General features: G+C 73.3%; 12 protein-coding genes. 8 read left to right on the top strand and 4 right to left on the bottom strand.

Annotated features, from left to right (window positions below; genetic code table 11):
- Nucleotides 1–59 precede the first annotated feature (59 nt).
- Entirely contained in the window at nucleotides 60–920 is an 861-nt protein-coding gene (locus tag AB0946_RS00410; protein WP_366758419.1) for a phosphatase PAP2 family protein, read from the top strand.
- On the opposite strand, the gene AB0946_RS00415 is transcribed toward AB0946_RS00410, so the two are convergent.
- Together AB0946_RS00415 and AB0946_RS00420 are read right to left on the bottom strand one after the other, a co-directional pair.
- Nucleotides 902–3,922 (bottom strand): bifunctional [glutamine synthetase] adenylyltransferase/[glutamine synthetase]-adenylyl-L-tyrosine phosphorylase, encoded by a 3,021-nt coding sequence (locus tag AB0946_RS00415; RefSeq protein WP_366758420.1) that lies wholly within the window; start codon nucleotides 3,920–3,922, stop codon nucleotides 902–904. The two genes, AB0946_RS00410 and AB0946_RS00415, sit on opposite strands and share 19 nt — an antisense overlap.
- Nucleotides 3,923–4,781: 859 nt before the next feature.
- Nucleotides 4,782–5,663: a DUF72 domain-containing protein gene (locus AB0946_RS00420; protein WP_366758421.1), complete on the bottom strand. Its 882-nt coding sequence runs from the start codon at nucleotides 5,661–5,663 to the stop codon at nucleotides 4,782–4,784.
- A 127-nt stretch (nucleotides 5,664–5,790) separates the two neighbouring features.
- On the opposite strand from AB0946_RS00420, the gene AB0946_RS00425 reads away from it, so the two are divergent.
- The 4 genes from AB0946_RS00425 (at nucleotide 5,791) to AB0946_RS00440 (ending at nucleotide 11,461) form a co-directional block, all read left to right on the top strand.
- On the top strand, nucleotides 5,791–6,678 hold the full coding sequence (locus AB0946_RS00425; RefSeq protein WP_366758422.1) for an alkaline phosphatase family protein: 888 nt from the start codon (nucleotides 5,791–5,793) through the stop codon (nucleotides 6,676–6,678).
- Nucleotide 6,679: 1 nt separating this feature from the next.
- On the top strand, nucleotides 6,680–7,933 hold the full coding sequence (locus AB0946_RS00430) for an MFS transporter (RefSeq protein WP_366758423.1): 1,254 nt from the start codon (nucleotides 6,680–6,682) through the stop codon (nucleotides 7,931–7,933).
- Nucleotides 7,930–8,952 (top strand): TolB-like translocation protein, encoded by a 1,023-nt coding sequence (locus tag AB0946_RS00435; RefSeq protein WP_366758424.1) that lies wholly within the window; start codon nucleotides 7,930–7,932, stop codon nucleotides 8,950–8,952. Before AB0946_RS00430 ends, AB0946_RS00435 begins: the two co-directional genes overlap by 4 nt.
- A gap of 157 nt (nucleotides 8,953–9,109) precedes the next feature.
- A complete protein-coding gene (locus AB0946_RS00440; RefSeq protein ID WP_366758425.1) occupies nucleotides 9,110–11,461 on the top strand; it encodes an Orn/Lys/Arg decarboxylase N-terminal domain-containing protein in 2,352 nt (783 codons plus the stop codon).
- Between the two features lie 16 nt (nucleotides 11,462–11,477).
- Here the strand turns inward: AB0946_RS00440 and AB0946_RS00445 are convergent, their stop codons facing one another.
- The gene (locus tag AB0946_RS00445) at nucleotides 11,478–12,827 is read right to left on the bottom strand and encodes an MFS transporter (RefSeq protein ID WP_366758426.1); all 1,350 of its coding nucleotides are present in this window, start codon (nucleotides 12,825–12,827) and stop codon (nucleotides 11,478–11,480) included.
- A 573-nt stretch (nucleotides 12,828–13,400) separates the two neighbouring features.
- Between AB0946_RS00445 and AB0946_RS00450 the strand changes: the two genes are divergently transcribed.
- Together AB0946_RS00450 and AB0946_RS00455 are read left to right on the top strand one after the other, a co-directional pair.
- Complete coding sequence (locus AB0946_RS00450; protein ID WP_366758427.1) at nucleotides 13,401–13,862, top strand: hypothetical protein; 462 nt, start codon at nucleotides 13,401–13,403, stop codon at nucleotides 13,860–13,862.
- Nucleotides 13,859–17,794, top strand: coding sequence for a hypothetical protein (locus AB0946_RS00455; RefSeq protein ID WP_366758428.1), 3,936 nt, complete (start codon nucleotides 13,859–13,861; stop codon nucleotides 17,792–17,794). The genes AB0946_RS00450 and AB0946_RS00455 overlap by 4 nt, the downstream gene beginning before the upstream one ends.
- Before the next feature lie 7 nt (nucleotides 17,795–17,801).
- Here the strand turns inward: AB0946_RS00455 and glnA are convergent, their stop codons facing one another.
- The gene (glnA, locus tag AB0946_RS00460) at nucleotides 17,802–19,163 is read right to left on the bottom strand and encodes a type I glutamate--ammonia ligase (RefSeq protein ID WP_030653337.1); all 1,362 of its coding nucleotides are present in this window, start codon (nucleotides 19,161–19,163) and stop codon (nucleotides 17,802–17,804) included.
- Nucleotides 19,164–19,471: 308 nt separating this feature from the next.
- Here glnA and AB0946_RS00465 point away from each other — a divergent pair, with 308 nt between their 5' ends.
- The gene (locus AB0946_RS00465; RefSeq protein ID WP_366758429.1) at nucleotides 19,472–20,656 is read left to right on the top strand and encodes a globin domain-containing protein; all 1,185 of its coding nucleotides are present in this window, start codon (nucleotides 19,472–19,474) and stop codon (nucleotides 20,654–20,656) included.
- Nucleotides 20,657–20,878 lie beyond the last annotated feature (222 nt).

Genomic DNA, 20,878 nt, shown 5'->3' on the forward strand with positions numbered 1-20,878 from the left:
GCGGACCCGACCTTGGGATGATCGGCCGAGGGAAGGCTTGTCTGGCAGACTCTGTGCCTATGAGTGACTCGACCGTGACAGAGCCGGAAGGTCGCGAGGAGGTGGCCGTTCCGCGGGCCGTCACGGGCGAGGTCCCACGTGGTCCGCTGGGCCGGCTGCGGCGGCCGAGGCGGCCCCGGCTGTGGTTCGAGATCCTTCTGATCGCGGTGAGTTACTGGACGTACTCACTGATCCGCAACGCCGTGCCGGAGCAGCGGTCCGCGGCGCTGCGCAACGCGGACTGGATCTGGCGCGCCGAGCACGCGCTGGGCATCGGCGTCGAGCAGTCGGTCAACCACGCCGTGAACTCGGTGACTTGGCTCATCATCGGGATGAACTACTACTACGCCACACTGCACTTCGTCGTCACCATCGGGGTGCTGGTGTGGCTGTACCGCCGGCATCCCGGCCGCTACGCGGCGGCCCGGCTGGTGCTGTTCGCGACCACGGGTGTGGCCCTGGCCGGTTACTACCTGTTCCCGCTCGCGCCGCCCCGGCTGATGCGCGGCGGGCACTTCGTGGACACCGTGATGGCGCACCACACCTGGGGCTCGATGGCCTCCGGGGACCTCAAGCACATGTCCAACCAGTACGCGGCGATGCCGTCGATGCACATCGGCTGGTCCCTGTGGTGCGGGCTGACCGTCTTCGCGCTGGCGTCGGTGCCGTGGGCGCGGGTGCTGGGGCTGCTGTACCCGGCGGCCACCCTGCTGGTGATCGTCGCCACCGCCAACCACTTCTGGCTGGACGCGGTGGGCGGTGTGCTCTGCCTCGCCTTCGGGTTCTCGGTGGCCCGGGTGTGGTACGGCAGGCTGCCGCACGCGCTGCCCCGGCGGGTCCCGGCCCCGACCCCCGCGCCGGCTCAGGCCCTGTCGCCGTAGAACAGCTCCTCCACCACCGTGCGCGCCCGGCGGGTGGTACGCCGGTACGCGTCCAGCATGTCCCCGGCGTGCCCGGCGCCGTAGCCCAGGTAGCGGCCGACGGCGGCCAGCTCGCGCGGCTCGGTCGGGAAGGTGTCCCCGGCCCGGCCGCGGACCAGCATGACCGCGTTGCGCACCCGGGTGGCCAGCACCCACGCCTCGTCCAGGATCTCCGCCTCCTCCGCGGACAGCAGCCCGGCCTCGCGGGCGGCGGCCAGGGCCTGGCGGGTGCGGGTGGTGCGCAGGGCCGCCTCCTGGTGGCCGTGGCGCATCTGGAGGAGCTGGACCGTCCACTCGACGTCGGACAGACCGCCGGGGCCGAGCTTGGTGTGCAGCTTGGGGTCGGCGCCGCGCGGCAGCCGCTCGGACTCCATGCGGGCCTTCAGCCGGCGGATCTCGCGGACCCCGTCCTCGGTGAGGCCCTCGGCGGGGTAGCGCAGCGGGTCGACCAGCTCGACGAACCGGCGGCCCAGGTCCGCGTCGCCCGCGACCGGCTCGGCCCGCAGCAGCGCCTGTGACTCCCAGACCAGGGACCACCGGCGGTAGTACGCCTCGTACGACTTCAGGGTGCGCACCAGCGGGCCCGACTTGCCCTCCGGGCGCAGGTCGGCGTCGATGAGCAGCGGCGGATCGGCACTGGGCAGCTGGAGCAGGCGGCGCATCTCGGCGACGACCTTGTTCGCGGCGGCGGACGCCTCGTGCTCGTCCACACCGTCCTGCGGCTCGTGCACGAACAGCACGTCCGCGTCGGAGCCGTAGCCCAGCTCGTGCCCGCCGAAGCGGCCCATCCCGATGATCGCGAACCGGGTGGGCAGGGTGTCGCCCCAGCCCTCCCGGACCACCGCGCGCAGGGTGCCGGCCAGGGTCGCCTTGGTGAGGTCCGAGACGGCGGCGCCGACCCGGTCCACCAGGGCGCCCTGGTCGGCCTCGGCGGGGCTGGTCTCGGTGCCGTAGGAGCCGACGATGTCGGCGGCGGCGGTGCGGAACAGCTCACGGCGGCGGACGCCACGGGCCGCGGTGACACCCTGCGCGGCGTTCTCCGCGCGACCCACGGCCGCCAGGATCTCCTGCTCCAGCGCGGCCCGCTGCCGCGGCGCGAGGCCGCCGCCTGCCGTCGCGGGGCCCGCTCCGCTGCCGTCGCCGAGCAGGGCCACCGCCTCGGGGGCGCGCATCAGCAGGTCGGGGGCGAGGCGGCCCGCCGACAGGACGCGGGCGAGGTTCTCGGCCGCCGCGCCCTCGTCGCGCAGCAGGCGCAGGTACCAGGGGGTCTTGCCGAGCGCGTCGGAGACCTTGCGGAAGTTCAGCAGGCCGGCGTCCGGGTCGGCGGAGTCCGCGAACCAGCCGAGGAGGACCGGGAGCAGGGTGCGCTGGATCGCCGCCTTGCGGGACACGCCGGAGGCCAGGGCCTCCAGGTGGCGCAGGGCGGCGGCCGGGTCGGCGTAGCCGAGCGCCACCAGGCGCTCGCGGGCCGCCTCCGGGCGCAGCCGGGCCTCGCCGGGGGCGAGTTGGGCGACCGCGTCGAGCAGCGGGCGGTAGAAGAGCTTCTCGTGCAGCCGACGCACGACGCCGGTGTGCCGCTTCCACTCGCGGTTCAGCCCGGCCACCGGGTCGGCGCGCAGACCCAGGGAGCGGCCGAGGCGGCGCACGTCCGGCTCCGCCTCCGGCACGAGGTGGGTGCGGCGCAGGCGGTACAGCTGGATGCGATGCTCCATGGAGCGCAGGAAGCGGTACGCCTCGTCCAGGCGGGCGGCGTCCTCCCGGCCGACGTAGCCGCCGGCGGCGAGCGCCGTCAGGGCGTCCAGGGTGGTGCCGCTGCGCAGGGCGGGGTCGGTGCGGCCGTGCACCAACTGCAGGAGCTGCACGGCGAACTCGACGTCCCTCAGGCCGCCGGGGCCCAGCTTGAGTTCGCGGTCGATCTCGGCCGCCGGGATGTTCTCGACCACGCGGCGGCGCATCTTCTGCACGTCCGCCACGAAGTTCTCGCGGTCCGCCGCCTTCCACACGAGGGGTTCGAGGGCCTCGATGTACGCCTCGCCGAGCGCCGCGTCCCCCGCCACCGGGCGGGCCTTGAGGAGGGCCTGGAACTCCCAGGTCTTCGCCCAGCGCTGGTAGTAGGCGAGGTGGCTGCTGAGGGTGCGCACGAGGGGGCCGTTGCGGCCCTCGGGGCGGAGGTTGGCGTCCACCGGCCAGATGGAGCCCTCGACGGTGGTCTCGGAGCAGATCCGCATCAGGTGCGAGGCGAGTTTCGTCGCGGCCTTCAGCGCCTCGGGCTCGGGGGTGCCCTCGGCCGGTTCGGCCACGAAGATGACGTCCACGTCGGAGACGTAGTTCAGCTCGTGGCCGCCGCACTTGCCCATCGCGATCACCGCGAGGCGGCAGGCGGCGGCGTCCTGCGGCGCCGCGCGTTCGGCGAGGGACAGGGCCGCGCGGAGGGTGGCGGTGGCCAGGTCGGCGAGCTCGGCGGCCGCCTCGGCGACGTCCGTGGTGCCGCAGACGTCGCGGGCGGCGATGGAGAGCAGGCAGCGGCGGTAGGCCACGCGGAGCGAGACCGGGTCGGTGGCCTGTGCCAGGCCGCGCTCGAACTCCGCGACACCCGGGTGGAGGTCGTGCGGCTCGTAGGTGACCAGGGCGTGCCAGTCGCCGGGGTGGCGGGCGAGGTGGTCGGCGAGGGCGGCGGAGGCTCCGAGGATGCCGAGCAGGCGGTCGCGCAGCGGCTTGGCCGCGATGAGGGTGTCCAGCAGTTCCCGGTGGGCGGTGGGGCCGGGCTGGGCCTCCAGGAGGCGGACCAGGCCGTGCAGGGCGAGGTCGGGGTCGGCGGTGGCGCCGAGGGCTTCGAGGAGGACGGGGTCGTTGCGGACGGGGGCCAGTTCGGGGCCGTCGAGGAGGCGTTCGGCGGCGGACGGGTCGGTGAAGCCGTGCCGCAGCAGACGGGTGAAAGTGCTGCTCCTGCGCCCCGGCGTCATGTCCGTGGTCTCCCCTCGGATCCGCTGTCGTCCTGGCCAGAGCCTAACCGGAGCGGGTGCCGTCCGGCGGTTGGGGGGAAGGGGGCGGAAGCCGGGCCTGTGGGAGCCGCCGCCCTCTGTCCGGGAGCCCCCATCCGTAGGGGGCCGCCCCCGCTTCGGCACACCCCGACGCCTGCGGTGCCGCCGCCCCGGCCCTGTGCCGGCGGGCCCGTCCGTACCGGGCTGCCGGTCCAGTGCCTGCGGCGGACCGTCCGCGCGAGGCTGCCGTCCCTGTGTCCGCGGCGGCCCGTCCGTGCCGGGCAGCCGGCCCTGTGCCTGCGGCGGCCCGTCCGTGCCGGGCTGCCGGTCCCGTGCCTGCGGCGGCCCGTCCGGGTGAGTCGTGGCTCGGGTCGCGCCTGCGGTGGGTGTGGGGGGCGGGGCCGCGCCGGGTGGTGTCCGTCCTCGGTCCGGCGGGCTGTTGCTCGTGCGGTGCCGGGGGTTTTCGCCGGCCGCTGCGGGCGGACACCACCCGACACGTCCCCTTCCCGCCGTGCGCGAGTGCGGGCCGTCGCGGGTGCCGCGTAAGGGTGCCGTCTCGGTTGGCCCCGCCGTGGGCGGGTGCGGGCCGTCGCGGGTGCCGCGTAAGGGTCCCGCCTCGGTTGGCCCCGCCGTGCGCGAGTGCGGGCCGTCGCGGGTGCCGCGTAAGGGTGCCGTCTCGGTTGGCCCCGCCGTGCGTGGGTGCGGGCCGTCGCGGGTGCCGCGTAAGGGTCCCGCCTCGGTTGGCCCCGCCGTGCGTGGGTGCGGGCCGTCGTGGGTGCCGCGTAAGGGTGCCGTCTCGGTTGGCCCCGCCATGGGGCGGTGCCGGCCGTCGCGTTCGTGGTTATGCCGGTCCTGCCTCTTGTGGGGCGGGGCGGCGCTGTTGGTGTGGGAGGGGCGTCGCCAGCATGTCGCGCAGTGTCTGGGCCGCCCTCGGGGCCGCGTCTCCGCAGCAGTTGTTGAAGAGGACGTGCACCTCCTCCGCCTGGGCGGCTGCCCGCCGGATGGGGGGCAGCCAGGTGGCGAGTTCCTGCTCGGTGTAGGTGTGGCGGAAGCGGTCCTCCTTCGTGCCCGTTCCCCAGTGGGGGCTGCGGCCGTGGAAGCGGATCAGGTGCAGGCGGGGGGTGGTGACGGGGGCCGGCGGCGGGGCGTCGGGGGTGTCCGTGGCCACCGCCGTCGCGTTCAGGTCCCCGAGGAACGCCGCCGTACGGTCCGCCCGGTCGGGGTGCCACCAGGCGGGGTCGCGGAACTCCACCGCGAACGGCCAGTCGTGGGCGCGTTCGCGGGCGGCGCGGACGAAGGCCTCGGCCTCCGGGCCGGGGGTGAGGGAGGGCGGGTACTGGAAGAGGAGGGTGCCCAGGCGGCCGGCGTCGCGGAGCGGGGCCAGCGCTTCGGTGTAGCGGGTCCAGACCTCCGTGCGCAGGGCCTCGTCACGGGGGTGGTCGCGCAGGTCGGGCGGCAGGGCGGCGGGGCGGGTACGGTGACCGGTGAGCAGGGAGAACGCCTTGACGTCGAAACGGAAACCGGGAGGTGTGCGTTCGGCCCACAGGGCGGTGGTGCGCGGGGCCGGGAGCGCGTAGTACGGGGAGTCCGCCTCGACGAGCGGGAAGCGCGTGGCGTAGTGGCGCAACCGCTTCTCGGCGTCCCGGTGGCCGGGTGGGTACCAGCCGCTCCGGAGCAGCGCCGGGTCGGTCCAGCCGCAGGTGCCGATGAGGATGTCCGCCATGCGGGCGCGAGTACCCGGCGTTCACCGGGTTTTCACCCGTGGGGTTCGCGGGCGTGGGCCACGGGCATGTCGGCATGAGCATGCTCTGTCCGCACCGCCAGCCGCCCATCCTTACCCGGAGGTTGATGTGTCCGGCAGTTCCGTGTACCGCCGTGCCCGCGCCGTCGTGGCGTGCGCGGCCGCCCTCGCCGCGGCCGCGGTCGGGCTGTGGACCGGGCTCGGGGAGGGGTCCGCGCACGCCGCGGGCGCCGTGCCCAGCCCGGACCACGTGGTCGTCGTGGTCTTCGAGAACCATGCCTACAGCCAGGTCATCGGTTCCTCCAGCGCGCCGTACATCAACTCGCTGAAGGCGGGGGGTGCCAACCTGACCCAGTCGTACGCCGAGACCCACCCCAGTCAGCCGAACTACTTCGCGCTGTTCTCCGGGTCGACGCAGGGCATCACCGACGACAGCTGCTACACACCGGGGTTCTCCTCGGCGCGCAACCTCGCGTCCGAGCTGATCGCCGCCGGCCGCACCTGGGCCAGCTACAACGAGACGCTGCCCAGCCAGGGCTCCACGACGTGCAGCAGCGGCAACTACGCCCGCAAGCACAACCCCTGGTTCGGGTTCAGCAACGTGCCGACCTCGACCGCGAAGACGTTCGCCCAGTTCCCGACGGACTACTCGACGCTGCCGCAGGTGTCGTTCGTGGTCCCGAACCTGTGCAGCGACATGCACGACTGCTCGGTGTCCACCGGTGACACCTGGCTGAAGAACAATCTGGGCGCCTACGCGACCTGGGCCAAGACCCACAACAGCCTGCTCGTCGTCACCTTCGACGAGGACAACCGGCTGAGCGGGAACAAGATCCCGACCGTGTTCTACGGGCAGCCCGTCGCCGCCGGGTCCAGCTCCTCGACCACGTACAACCACTACGACCTGCTGCGCACCCTGGAGGACTCCCAGGGCCTGACCACGCACGCGGGCAACGCGGCCTCCGCCAACGACATCACCGGGATCTGGGCGTCCTGACGTGTACGTAGCGGACAGCCGTGCGAGTACGTCCGCTCAGGGTGCCGTCCGGCCTTCGGCCGGGCGGCGCCGTGCGGCGGTCGCGCCGACCGTGCTCGCGCTGGGGACGGTGAGCCTGGTCACCGACGTCTCGTCGGAGATGGTGACGGCGGTGCTGCCGCTGTACCTGGTGACCGGCCTGGGTCTGTCGCCGTTGGGGTTCGGGCTGCTCGACGGCGTGTACAACGGGTTCTCGGCGCTGGTGCGCCTGGTGGGCGGGCACTTCGCCGACCGGGGCGGCGGGCGGCACAAGTGGGTCGCCGGGCTCGGCTACGGCATCTCGGCCGTGTGCAAGCCGCTGCTGCTGGTGGCGCACACGCTGACCCCGATCGGGCTGGTACTGGCCGCCGACCGGACCGGCAAGGGGCTGCGCACGGCACCCCGGGACGCGCTGATCTCGCTGGCCAGTACGCCACAGACGCGCGGGCGGGCCTTCGGGGTGCACCGGGCGATGGACACGGCCGGGGCCCTGCTCGGGCCGCTGGCGGCGTTCCTGATCCTGCGGGCCACCGTCGACGGGTACGACGCGGTGTTCACCGTGAGCTTCTGCGTCGCCGTGCTGGGCGTGCTGGTGCTGGTGCTCTTCGTGCCGGGCGGGCGGGGCGGCGCGGTCCCGGCCGAACGGCCGACGGTCCGGGCGGCCCTCGCCCTGCTGCGCGGCCGCGATCTGCGCCGGATCACGGTGTGCGCGCTGCTGCTGGGCCTCGCCACGGTCAGCGACTCCTTCGTCTACCTGCTGCTCCAGCGCCGCCTCGGCGTCCCGGACCGCTGGTTCGCGCTGCTGCCGCTGGGCACGGCCGCCACCTTCCTGCTGCTGGCGGTGCCGCTCGGCCGGCTCGCGGACCGGGTGGGCCGCTGGACGGTCTTCCTGGCCGGCCACGGCGCGCTGCTCGTCGTGTACGCGCTGCTGCTCTCCTCCTGGCACGGCACCGGCCTGCCGTTTCTCGTGCTCGCCCTGCACGGCTGCTTCTACGCGGCCACCGACGGGGTGCTGATGGCCGCCGCCTCGGACAGCGTGCCGGAACGGCTGCGCTCCTCCGGGCTGGCCGTCGTGCAGACCGGGCAGGCGCTGACCCGGTTCGCCTGCTCGCTGCTGTTCGGCGCGGCCTGGACGGTGTGGGGCGACCGCGCGGCGCTGGCGGGCGCGGCGGTGGCGCTGGCCGTGTGCGCCGCGTTCTCCCTCACCCTGCGTCCGAAGGGAACGGTGTCCGCGTGAGGACCGTACGCACCCGCGTCCTGATCCTGGTCTCGGCCGTCTGCGTGCTGGCGGCGGTCGGGCTGGCGTCCGTGCTGCACGCCTCCGCGCGGGCGGACCGCCGTGACCGCGCCCAGGCGGGCGGGCCGAGCGTCACGCCGGGGACGGTGACGCTGCGCGAGCCGGGGCGGCTGGTGTTCCGCAACATGGCGTGGGGGCCGCACCGCGACGAGCTGACCAGCGTCCCGGCCTCCGCCCCGGACGCGCCGCGCACCGCGTCCGGCCTCAAGTGCCTGCGGTTCCACGCCGCCTCGGGCACCGGCGTGTGCCTCCAGGCCGTGCACGGGCCGGTCTCGGACACCTACCGCGCGCTGATCCTGGACGCGCGTCTGCGGACCGTGGACCGCTACGACGTGCCGGGCATCCCCTCCCGAGCCCGGGTCTCCCCCACCGGGCACTTCGCCGCCTGGACGGCGTTCGTGGGCGGCGACTCGTACGCCGGGACGGACTTCTCCACGCGGGCGGCCATCGTGGACACCCGCACCGGGAAGCTGATCCCGTCCCTGGAGGACTTCCGCATCGTCAAGGACGGCCGTCCGTACCGGGCGGCGGACGTCAACTTCTGGGGGGTGACGTTCGCGGCCGACGACCGCACCTTCTACGCGACGCTGGCCACCAAGGGGCGGACCTACCTGGTCCGCGGCGACCTGCGCCGCCGTACCGTCACCACGCTGCACGCCAACGTGGAGTGCCCGTCGCTGTCGCCGGACGGCACCCGGGTCGCGTACAAGAAGCGGGTGGCGGGGCTGCCGAAGGACGCGCCCTGGCGGCTGTACGTGCTGGACCTGCGCACGCTGCGCGAGACCCCGCTCGCCGAGCCCCGCAGCGTGGACGACCAGGCGGTGTGGAGGGACACCCGCACGCTCGTGTACGCGCTGCCCGGGGACTACGGCGCCGACCTGTACGAGGTCCCGGCGGACGGCTCCGGACGGCCCCACCGGATCAGCCCGGCGGCGGTGTCACCGGCGTACCTCGGCTAGGCCCGCTCGTTCGGATCATGCCGGGGTCAACGCGGCGGCCCGGGTTTTCCGTCGTCCCGGTGGTTTGCCGTACGCGGCCCCCGTCGTCGTCCGCGGTCACGCCCGAGACTTTCCGGCGGGGTGGCCGGGTGGCCGCCGGGGAAGGCGAGGGCACGCGATGGCCGACAGCAGGATCCTGGTCGCGGTACCGCAGCACCCGCGCGCCGAGGGCGCCGGGGCCGAGCAGCTGCGCAAGATCCGGGACGCCGTGGAGGCGGACGGCTTCGAGGTGCGCTGGGCGGTCAGCGCCGAGGACGCCGAGGCGGTGCTGCGGACCGAGGCGGGCCTCGCCGCGGCCGTGGTCGCCTGGGACCTGCCCGGGGACGGGGCGCGGCGGCACGGCGACGGTCCGGGCGCCGCGCTCGCCCCGGCGGACGGCACCCCCGGCGGGGCCGCCGTCCTGCGGCGGATCGGGCGGCGGTTCCGGGACCTTCCCGTGTTCCTGGTCATGGCCGAGGAGGGCGTGCGGGAGCTGCCGCTGTGGGTGTCGGAGACGGTCGTCGGGTACGTGTGGCCGCTGGAGGACACCCCGGGGTTCATCGCGGGCCGGATCACCAGCGCGGCCCGCGCCTACCGGGAGGACGTGCTGCCGCCGTTCTTCCGGGCGCTGCGGCGCTTCGACGACGCCCACGAGTACTCCTGGCACACCCCGGCCCACTCCGGCGGCGTCGCCTTCCTCAAGTCGCCCGCGGGGCGCGCCTTCCACGACTACTTCGGCGAACGGCTGCTCCGCTCGGACCTGTCGATCTCGGTGGAGGAGCTGGGCTCGCTGTTCGAGCACACCGGCCCGATCGGGGAGGCGGAGCGCAACGCGGCCCGTGTCTTCGGCGCCGACCTCAGCTACTTCGTGCTGCACGGCGACTCCACCTGCAACCGCCTGGTGGGCCACTTCAGCGTCACCCGTGACGAACTGGCGCTGGTGGACCGCAACTGCCACAAGTCGGTGCTGCACGGCCTGGTGGTCTCCGGCGCCCGGCCCGTCTACCTGGTGCCCACCCGCAACGGGTACGGCCTCGCCGGGCCGCTGCCCCCGGCGGAGCTGGCGGCGGACTCGATCGCGGCCCGGATCGCCGCGCACCCGCTGGCCGAAGGGGCCGTGTCCCGCGAGGCGCAGTACGCGGTGTTCACCAACTCCACCTACGACGGCCTGAGTTACGCCGCCGTACCGGCCGCGCGGGCGCTCGCCGCCAGCACCCCCCGGGTGCACTTCGACGAGGCCTGGTTCGCGTACGCCCGGTTCCACCCGTTGTACCGGGGCCGGTACGGCATGTCGGTGGACGCGGACACCTTCCCCGGGCCGGACCGGCCGACGGTCTTCGCGACCCAGTCCACGCACAAGCTGCTGGCCGCGCTGTCCCAGTCGGCGATGGTGCACGTACGGCCCGCGCCCCGGGCACCGGTGGAGCACGACCGGTTCAACGAGGCCCTGATGATGCACGGCACCACCTCGCCGCTGTACCCGATGATCGCCTCGCTGGACGTGGCGACGGCGATGATGGACGGCCCGCAGGGCGAGTGGCTGGTGGACGAGGCGGTGACGGAGGCGGTCCGCTTCCGGCAGGAGATGGTCCGGCTGCGCCGGCGGGTGGAGGGCGCCGGGGACCGGCCGCCGTGGTTCTTCGGCGTCTGGCAGCCGGAGGAGGTCACCGACCCGGCGACCGGCACACGCCTGCCGTTCGACGAGGCCCCGCCGGAGCTGCTGCGCACGGAGCAGTCCTGCTGGCTGCTGGAGCCGGGCGCCTCCTGGCACGGCTTCCCCGGGCTGACCGAGGGCCACTGCATGCTGGACCCGGTCAAGGTCACGCTGACCTGCCCCGGCATCACCGCGACCGGGGAGATGGCCGAGGAGGGCATCCCGGCGCGCGTGCTGACCGCCTATCTGGCCACCCGGAACATCGTGGTCGAGAAGACCGACAGCTACACCACGCTGATCCTGTTCTCGATGGGCATCACGAAGGGCAAGTGGGGCACGCTGCTGGACGCCCTGATGGACTTCAAGGCCCTGTACGACGCCGACGCCCCGCTCGTCCGGGTCCTTCCCGAGGCGGTCGCCGCGCACCCTCGCCGCTACTCGGGCCTGACCCTGCGCGAGCTGTGCCGGCAGATGCACGAGCAGCTGCGCTCGGCGCGCCTGGTGGAGCTGCTGGACACCGCGTTCCAGCAGCTCCCGGAGCCGGTCCACCCGCCGCAGCACTGCTACCAGCGGCTGGTGCGGGGCGGTACCGAGCGGGTGCGGATCGCCGACGCGGCGCACCGGGTGGCGGCGGCGATGGTCACGGTGACCCCGCCCGGCATCCCGGTCCTCATGCCGGGCGAGTCCACCGGCGCCCCCGACGGCCCCCTCCTGCGTTACCTCACGGCCCTGGAGACCTTCGACCGCCACTTCCCGGGCTTCCGCAGCGAGACCCACGGGGTGACGATCGACGAGGACAGCGGGGACTACGAGATCGAGTGCCTGCGCGCGCACTGAGCCGGCCGCCGAAGCGTCACGGGGCGGTGGCCCGGGCCGCCTTGGCCGGCACGCACCGCCACGCCAGGCCCGCCGCCAGCAGGTAGGCGAGGGCGCCGACGGCCATGGCGAGGCGCACCCCGGAGCCGTAGCCGGCACTGGTCGCCAGCAGGCTGCCGCCGAGTGCGACGCCGGTGGCGCTGCCGATCTGCCGGGTGGTGTTGAACAGGGCGGAGGCGGCTCCCGCGTACGCCCTCGGTGCGGCGCCCATCACCGTGGCGGTCGAGCCGGTCAGGGCGAAGGAGGTGCCGAACCCGGCGGCCATCATGGGCGTCACCAGCAGCGGGTAGGCCGGATCCGCCCCGGCGGCGGCCCAGCCGGCCAGCCCGAGGGCGCCCAGGAGCATGCCGGTGACCACCAGCGGGCGGTCTCCGGTACGGCGGGTCAGGCGCCCGGACAGGACGGAGGCGAACATGGTCACCGCCACGGCCGGGAACAGCGCCAGCCCGGTCCGCAGCGCGCTGAAGCCGCGCTGGTGCTGGAAGTACAGGCTGGCGGTGAACACCATGCCGTAGAAGCCGAAGTTGAACAGGAGCCCTACGACGGCCGCTCCGCCCATCGCCGGTGAGCGCAGCAGCCGCAGCGGGAGGGCCGGCGCCCGGGCGAGCCGCTCGCGCAGCGCGAACCCGGCCACGGCCAGGACCGCCAGCCCCAGTCCGGCGAGGACGGCCGGGTCGGACCAGCCGCGCCGCCCGGCCTCGTTCAGGGCGGCCGTCAGCAGGGTGACGGCCGCGACCACGGCGGCCTGGGCCGGCCAGTCCACGGCCCGGTCCGGGTGCCGTGGCGAGGGCGCGACGAACCGCGCCGTCAGGACCAGGCAGGCCGCGCCGACCGGCACGTTGATGAGGAACACCCACCGCCAGCCGACGGTGGACACCAGGAGCCCGCCCAGCAGGGGCCCGGCGGAGGCGGCGATCCCCGCCATCGACCCCCACAGCCCGAAGGCGCGCGAACGCGCCGCGGGCTCGGGGTAGGCCTCCTGGAGCAGGGCGAGCGAGCCGGGAACGATCAGTGCCGCGCCGAGCCCTTCCACCAGCCGGGCCGCGACGAGGGCCGGGGCACTGGGCGCGCCCGCGCACAGGGCCGACGCCACCGTGAACAGCGTCACGCCCGAGCAGAAGACCCGCCGGTTGCCCAGCCGGTCGCCGAGCGCACCGCCCGTCATCAGGAACCCGGCGAGGACGAGGGTGTAGCCGTCCGTGATCCACTGGATGCCGGTGAGCGATGCCGCCAGCTCCCGGCCCACCGCGGGCACGGCGACATTGATGATCGTGACGTCCAGGATGACCATGAAGTACCCGGCGCACACGGCGAGCAGCGGTGCCACAGACGCATGCTAGGGCCGGGGGGAGGCCGGATCGACGACCTCGGGTGCGTGTTCACGGTTCCGGGTGCGTGTTCGGTACGCGACTCGGCGGCGTCACGGGGAGCGGCGGTGGGACGCCGTGACCCCGGACCGTGCTCGTCCCCCTCCGGCCGCTCGTCGCGGAGTGAGTGAAGCGTGCCTCGGCGTCGCGGAGTTGGGACGAGGCGCCGGCCCACCGCGGCAATCGCGAGCATGTCATCGGAGAACTGACGGCAGAACACCGGCTTCTTCGAGGACGGCGTCGGAGACGGGCGAAGTGGCGGCCGTCCCCGAGGAGTTGCCGAGCAGCGCGGCTCGACCGGCCTGAGTGCGGCGGACGCGCGTGCCGTCGCTCGGGGAGGCTGACGGCGCCGGGTACGGGTTACCCGGGGCCGAGCCACCGGCTTGCGCCGCCTGTACGTCACCCCGGCCCGAGGTCCGGCCTGACCGCCCCCACGCGACCGCGCTGCCGCCGCGACCGGCCTGAACCCCTCCTTCACCGTTCAACCAAAGCGCCCTGGCCGCCACCGTGTTGGCGCGACACGATACCCGAAAATGGGTACATTAGTCCTATTAGAGGTAATTGCGGGGTTGGTGGCGATGGACCCGATCGTGATGTCGGCGGCCACGGCCTTGGTGGGAGCGATGACCACCGACGCCTGGGAACAGGTACGGACAGCCTTCGCCGGCTGGTGGCGTCGCATCCGCCCGCAGCAGGCCGACCGTGTGGCCGCGGAACTGGAGGAGTCCAGGGACCGCGCGGTGACGGCCCGCCGGGAACAGGACACTGACGCGGAGTCGGAGCTGGTCACGGTCTGGGCAGACCGGGTGGCCGAGCTGCTGGGGGAGAACCGCGCACTGGCGGAGGACCTGCGCCGCCTGATCGAGCGGGACATCACCCCGCACGTGCACCACGACACCGGCATCCGCACCGGGACCCAGGAGCTCCACGCCGAGGCCTCCGGACAGGGCCGGGTCTACCAGGCCGGGCGTGATCAGCACATCCAGGGACCATGACTCCCATCGGCGGACCCCCGGCACGCGGCTCCGGCGGACCCTCCGTCCGAGGCGAGGAGATGCCGCGCGGTGAGCGGGTCGGCCTGCAGGCGCGCGCCTCGGACCGGGCCAGGATCTACCAGGCTCGCCGGGACCTGTACGTCTCCGAGCGGGATCTGCACGTGCACTACGAGACCGGGGTGCGCGGCACACACCGGGTGCCCGACGCCGCACTCTCCGACGAGTGCCCGTATCCCGGTCTGTCCGCGTTCACCACCGAACAGGCGCGGTGGTTCTTCGGCCGGGACTCCGTGGTGGCCAAGTTGCTGGTCCGGCTGGACGGCTGCCTCGCGGCGGGCGGCGCACTGGTCGTCGTCGCGCCCTCCGGGGCGGGGAAGTCCTCGCTGCTCAGGGCGGGGCTGCTGGCCGAGCTGAGGCGGGGCGTGCTGCCGGGTTCGGCGCGCTGGCCGCTCGTGTGGCTCACGCCGACGTCCCATCCGATGGAGGCCCTCGGCGCCCACCTGTGGGAGGTCATGGAAAGCGGCCGGGACGGTTCTCCCGTCCTGCGGCCCGACGAGCTGCGCCGGGCACTGGCGAAGGGCCCCGGGGAACGCCGGGCCGTCGTGGTCGTCGACCAGCTGGAGGAACTGTTCACGCTGTGCCCCGACAAGCAGGAGCGCCGGGACTTCCTCGACGCGGTCCTCGGCATCGCGGAGGTCGGCCCGAGCGGCGAACCCCCACCCGGCCTGGTCGTCTTCGGTCTGCGATCGGACTTCTACACCCAGTGCGCGGCCCACCCCGGTCTCCTCGACGCGGTGGAACGCAACCAGGTGATGATGGGACCGCTGACCCGGACCGGCGTACGGGAGGCGATCCTCTACCCCGCCCGCACGGTCGGGCTGGACGTCGAACCAGGGCTGGTGGAGGTCCTGCTGCGCGACCTGGGCACGACCGAGGACGGAGCCGACGACGACCCCGCCTACGAGATCGGACGGCTCCCTCTGCTCGCCCACGCCCTCCGGGCGACCTGGCTGCGCCGCGCGGGCCATGTCCTCACCGTGGACGGTTACGAGGCGACCGGCGGCATCGCGAACAGCGTGGCCACCGAGGCGGACCGCTGGTTCGACCGGTTGGATCCGTCGGCGCGGGAGACCGCGCGGTCCCTGTTCCTGCGGCTCGTCAAGTTCGGCGAGCGGGGCGCCGCGGACACGCGGTGTCCGGTGCGGTACGACGACCTCGTGAGCCAGTGTGCGCGTCCGGAGGAGGCCGCGCAGGTCGTCGAGACGTTCACCCGGGGACGCCTGCTGACCCGGGAGCAGGACACGGTGACCATCACCCACGAGGTACTCCTCCGCACCTGGCCACGCCTGCGCCAGTGGATCCGGGACCACCGGGCCCGGTACCTGGCACGGCAGCGGTTGGAGGACGCGGCGGTCGCTTGGGAGGAGGCGAGCCGTGATCCGGGGCTGCTGTACAGGGGGGTGCGACTGGAGGAGGCGCGGGCGCTGGCTGGGCGTGACGGTGCGCATGAGGACGAGGGCGCGGGCCGACTCGGGCCGGTCGCGTCCGAATTCCTGAGCGCCTCGATACGGCACAGGCGGCGCGTTCGCCGGATATGGCAGGGCCTCGTCGCTGTCCTGAGTGCGCTGGCCGTGGCCGTCGCGGTGGTGGGCGTTGTCGCGCGAGTGCAGAGCGACAGGGCACGGCAGGAACGGAATGCCGCGATCGCCGGGGAGATCAGGGCCGAGGCCGATCAGGTGCGTATGACGGACGCCTCTCTGGCCGCCCAGCTGGACGTGGTGGCGCTTCGGATGCAGCCGACCGAGTCCACCGAGCTCAACCTGCTGGGTGACGAGGACACACCGCTGTCCACCGTGCTGACCGGACACCGGGGCGAGGTGAACACCGTGGACTTCAGTCCCGACGGCCAGGTGCTGGCGAGCGGGGACCAAAAGGGCGAGATCCGGCTGTGGAACACCGCCGGCCCGGGCCGCCCGAGCAGGCTCGGCGATCCGCTGCGGGGTTTCCACAAGCGGGTGTGGGGAGTGCGCTTCAGCTCTGTGGGACACTTCCTCGCCGCCGCCGACGAGGACGGCACCTTCCGCCGTTGGGACGTCCGCGACCCCCGGCACCCCATCGCCCTCGGTGACCCGGTCAAGGCAGGTGGCGGCGGGCAGTACGCCCTCGCGATCAGCCCTGACGGGCGCCTCCTGGCGACAGCGGCCGATGACGGCCGGGTCCGGCTGTGGGACGTCTCCGACCCCCGCTACCCGAAGCTCCTCGGGCGACCGCTGACCGGGGCCGGAGCCAAAGGCTCGGTGTATGACGTCGCCTTCAGCGCGGACGGCACGCTGCTGGCGGCCGGAGGGAGCAACGCGACCGTACGGCTGTGGCACGTGGCGGACCCGCGGCGTCCACGGGCCGCCGGCACGCCGACCATCCCGGACGCGTCGGCCGGCGACGATGTCAAGGCGGTCGCCTTCACCCACGACAACCGGACTCTGGCCGCAACCGGAGCCTCAGGGACGACCCAATTGTGGGACATCACGCATCCGGCCAAGCCGAACGCGATCGCCTCCCCGACCGCCGAGGGCGACGTCAACGCGGTGGCGTTCTCCCGCACCGGAAACCTCATGGCCCTCGGTGGCGACAGCAACGCCGTCCGGCTCTACAACATGGCGTCCCGCAAGGACTACCGGGCTCTCGCCTCGCTGGTGGGCCACGCCGGACACGTATGGGGGCTGGCCTTCGATCCCCAGGGCACCAGACTGGCCAGCGTCGGCAACGACCACCAAGTCAGGGTCTGGACGATCCCCCGCACAATCCTCACCGGGCACTCGGACCTGGTAGAGGCAATGGCCCTCAGCCGCGACGGGCATCTGCTCGCCTCGGGTTCGGCGGACCGGACCGTACGCCTCTGGGATGTCAGCAACACGGCCGATCCCCGGCTGCGCAGCGCGTCGATACGGCTGGACGCGCCGTCCCCTCCCGAAGCCGTCGCTTTCCAACCCGGGGGAAAGATCCTGGCCGTCGCCGCCGAACCGAAGGTGCAGCTGTGGGACGTCACCGATGCGACCAGACCAAGGCTCCTGAGGAGATCGCCCGGGCATGCCGGCCACGGCTTCCTGAGTGTCGCCTTCTCCCCCCGCGGGGACACGATGGCCAGCGGCGACTCCCACGGAGCGGTGCTCCTCTGGAACGTCTCCGACCCGTCTCGTCCACGGCTTCTCGGCCGGCCGCTGTCCTCGGGATCAAGCGGTCAGATCAACGGTGTGACCATCAGCCCTGACGGACGCACGCTCGTCGCCGTGTCGGACGACGGCAGACTGCGGCTCTGGGACGTCGCCGACCCCGCGCGACCCAGGCCCCTGGGCAGGCTCCGGGCTGTCAGCCAGGACGCGGTCTACTCGGTGGTCTTCAGCCCGGACGGCCACATGCTCGCGACATCCGGCAAGGACGCGGTACTCCGTCTGTGGGACGTCCGCGACCGCACCCGTCCCAGGCACATGGGTCAGGACCTGACGGGTCACTGGGGCACCGTGATCGCTCTGGCGTTCAGTCCGGACGGCCGCGCCGTGGCCAGCGGCGGTTCCGACCAGACGCTCCGGCTGTGGGACGTCCGCGACCCGGACCACGCGCGGCCCTTCGGAAAGCCGATCTTCCTCCCCGATTACATCGACACGATGACGTTCTCCGGCGACGGTCGCACCCTGATCATCGGCGACGGCTCATCCGCCGTTCGCATTCTGCCCATGACCACCAGATCCGCCGTCGCGTACATCTGCCGCTCCACCGGCAACATGCTGACCCCCCAGCTGTGGCACAAGTACGTCCCCCACCTCCCCTACAACCCCCCGTGCGCCCGGCCGATGCGGCAGCACGAACACCGCGACGGGGCCGACAGTCCACGACCGTCGGCCCCCTCCGCCGAGTCAGCGGGAAACTCGCCCTGACCCGCCCCTACAGCACCGGCAGGTTCTTCCGCAGCTCGAACGCCGTCACCTCGGAGCGGTACTCCTCCCACTCCTGCCGCTTGTTCCGGAGGAAGAAGTCGAAGACGTGTTCGCCGAGGGTTTCGGCGACCAGGTCGCTGCCCTCCATGAGGGTCAGGGCCTCGCCGAGGTTCTGCGGGAGGGGCTCGATGCCCATGGCGCGGCGTTCGGCGTTGGACAGGGCCCAGACGTCGTCCTCGGCGCCCGGCGGGAGCTCGTAGCCCTCCTCGATGCCCTTCAGGCCGGCGGCGAGGAGGACGGCGTAGGCCAGGTACGGGTTGGCGCCGGAGTCGATGGAGCGGACCTCGACGCGGGCCGAGCCGGTCTTGCCGGGCTTGTACATCGGGACGCGGACCAGGGCGCTGCGGTTGTTGTGGCCCCAGCAGATGTAGGAGGGGGCCTCGCCGCCGGCGCCGGCGGTGCGCTCGGAGCCGCCCCAGATGCGCTTGTAGGAGTTCACCCACTGGTTGGTGACCGCGGAGATCTCCGCCGCGTGCCGCAGCAGGCCCGCGATGAAGGAGCGGCCGACCTTGGAGAGCTGGTACTCGGCGCCGGACTCGTAGAAGGCGTTGCGGTCGCCCTCGAAGAGGGACAGGTGGGTGTGCATGCCGGAGCCGGGGTGCTCGGAGAAGGGCTTCGGCATGAACGTCGCCTGTACGCCCTGCTCCAGCGCCACCTGCTTCATGACCAGCCGGAACGTCATGATGTTGTCGGCCGTGGAGAGCGCGTCGGCGTAGCGCAGGTCGATCTCCTGCTGGCCCGGCGCGCCCTCGTGGTGGGAGAACTCCACCGAGATGCCCATCGACTCCAGCATGGTGATCGCCTGGCGGCGGAAGTCCATGCCGACGTTGGTCGGGGTGTGGTCGAAGTAGCCGGAGTTGTCGGCGGGGGTCGGGCGGGAGCCGTCCAGCGGGCGGTCCTTCAGCAGGAAGAACTCGATCTCCGGGTGGGTGTAGAAGGTGAAGCCGAGGTCGGAGGTGCGGGCGAGGGCGCGCTTGAGGACGTACCGCGGGTCGGCGAAGGAGGGGGAGCCGTCCGGCATGAGGATGTCGCAGAACATGCGGGCGGTGCCGGGGGTCTCCGCGCGCCACGGCAGGACCTGGAAGGTGGACGGGTCCGGCTTGGCGATCATGTCGGACTCGTAGACCCGGGCGAAGCCCTCGATGGCGGAGCCGTCGAAGCCGATGCCCTCGTCGAAGGCCTGTTCCAGCTCGGCGGGGGCCACGGCGACGGACTTGAGGAAGCCCAGCACGTCCGTGAACCACAGGCGTACGAACCGGATGTCGCGCTCCTCCAAGGTCCGGAGCACGAACTCCTGCTGCTTGTCCATCTTCCGCTTCCCCATCCTTGCTGGTCAGGCCGCCTGTCCCCCGTATCACGGGAGGCGGTCGGGCACCTGAGCATCCCACCACAACACCATTTCACGCGCGTTGCGGACCTCGATCGCCCGGGCGTCCTCGCCCTGAACGCCTCCCGTACGGCAGGTGTACTGCGCTCTCGCCCCATCTTGCCTGCTCGGGCCGACATCCGTAATGGCCGGTCCGCTTCCCCCGTGACCGATACCACGGCTCTTTAATTTGCATCTCAGATGCAAGTTTTCATAGCGTGCCGGTCAGCCGAGTTCTCCGAGGAGTCCCGATGCTGACCGAGCAGTCCGCAGCCACCGTCCGCGCCACCCTGCCCGCCGTCGGCGCGGCGATCGGCGAGATCACCGAGCGCTTCTACGCCCGCCTCTTCGACGCCCACCCCGGCCTGCTGCGCAACCTCTTCAACCGCGGCAACCAGGCCGCCGGCACCCAGAAGCAGGCCCTCGCCGGTTCGATCGCCGCCTTCGCCACGCACCTGCTGGACCGCCCGGACCAGCGGCCGGACGCGATGCTCGGACGCATCGCGCACAAGCACGCCTCCCTGGGCGTGGCCCCCGAGCAGTACGACGTCGTCCACGAGCACCTCTTCGCCGCCATCGCCGAGGTCCTCGGCGAGGCCGTCACCCCCGAGGTGACCGCCGCCTGGGACGAGGTGTACTGGCTGATGGCGAACGCGCTCATCGCGATCGAGAAGCGGCTGTACGAGGAGAGCGGCGGCCCCGGCCTGCGCGCCTTCGAGGTCGTCGAGCGCTTCGAGGAGACCCCGGACGTCGTCACCTTCCGGCTGCGCCCGGCCGACGGCGGCCCGGTGGCCGGCTTCCGCGCCGGGCAGTACGTCTCCGTCGGCGTCACCCTGCCCGACGGCGCCCGGCAGATACGGCAGTACAGCCTGACCGGGGCGCCGGGCGAGACGGTGCGCCAGATCAGCGTCAAGCGCGTGCGGGGCGGGGCGACGCCGGACGGCGAGGTCTCGAACCACCTCCACGCGCGCGTGCGGCCCGGCGACGTCCTGGAGCTGTCCGAGCCGTACGGCGACCTGGTGCCGGCCGGCGACCCCGGCACGCCCCTGCTGCTCGCCTCCGCCGGCATCGGCGTGACCCCGATGATCGCCGTGCTGGCCGACCTCGTGACCGGCGGCCACCGCGCCCCGGTCACCGTCGTCCACGGCGACCGCTCCCCCGCCGACCACGCCCTGCGCGCCGACCACACGGCGTACGCGCGGAAGCTGCCCGAGGCGGCCACGCACTTCTTCTACGAGCGCGACGCCGAGCCCGGCACCCGGACCGGTCTGGTCGACCTGACCGGCATCGACGTCCACCCCGGCACGCGCGCGTACCTGTGCGGCCCCCTCCCCTTCATGCGCGCGGTCCGCGCCCAGCTGATCGGGAAGGGCGTCGCCCCGGCCGACATCCACTACGAGGTCTTCGGCCCGGACCTCTGGCTGGCACAGGGCTGAGCGTCCGCCGGACGCGACCGGCCACGGGGGCGCGGCACACGCTGACGCCCGCGTGGCCGGTCGCGCCGCGTTCAGTCCAGCCCCGGCCGACACCCACTACGAGACGCCCGGCCCCGGCCCGGCGGCCGGCACAGGGCCGAGCGCCCCGAAGGGGCGCGGGGAACTGCGCGACCGGCCACAACCGCGCGGCACACGCCGGACAACCCCACACGGCCGGCCGCG

This window comes from Streptomyces sp. NPDC046870 (assembly GCF_040704595.1).
Classification (GTDB): domain Bacteria; phylum Actinomycetota; class Actinomycetes; order Streptomycetales; family Streptomycetaceae; genus Streptomyces; species Streptomyces argyrophylli.

Bases quoted from the DNA above. Each gene is read 5' to 3' on its own strand.
- glnA (WP_030653337.1), bottom strand. From the start codon at position 19,163: ATGGACAAGCAGCAGGAGTTCGTGCTCCGGACCTTGGAGGAGCGCGAC.
- AB0946_RS00465 (WP_366758429.1), top strand. From the start codon at position 19,472: ATGCTGACCGAGCAGTCCGCAGCCACCGTCCGCGCCACCCTGCCCGCC.
- AB0946_RS00455 (WP_366758428.1), top strand. From the start codon at position 13,859: ATGACTCCCATCGGCGGACCCCCGGCACGCGGCTCCGGCGGACCCTCC.
- AB0946_RS00450 (WP_366758427.1), top strand. From the start codon at position 13,401: ATGGGTACATTAGTCCTATTAGAGGTAATTGCGGGGTTGGTGGCGATG.
- AB0946_RS00420 (WP_366758421.1), bottom strand. From the start codon at position 5,663: ATGGCGGACATCCTCATCGGCACCTGCGGCTGGACCGACCCGGCGCTG.
- AB0946_RS00415 (WP_366758420.1), bottom strand. From the start codon at position 3,922: ATGACGCCGGGGCGCAGGAGCAGCACTTTCACCCGTCTGCTGCGGCAC.
- AB0946_RS00410 (WP_366758419.1), top strand. From the start codon at position 60: ATGAGTGACTCGACCGTGACAGAGCCGGAAGGTCGCGAGGAGGTGGCC.
- AB0946_RS00440 (WP_366758425.1), top strand. From the start codon at position 9,110: ATGGCCGACAGCAGGATCCTGGTCGCGGTACCGCAGCACCCGCGCGCC.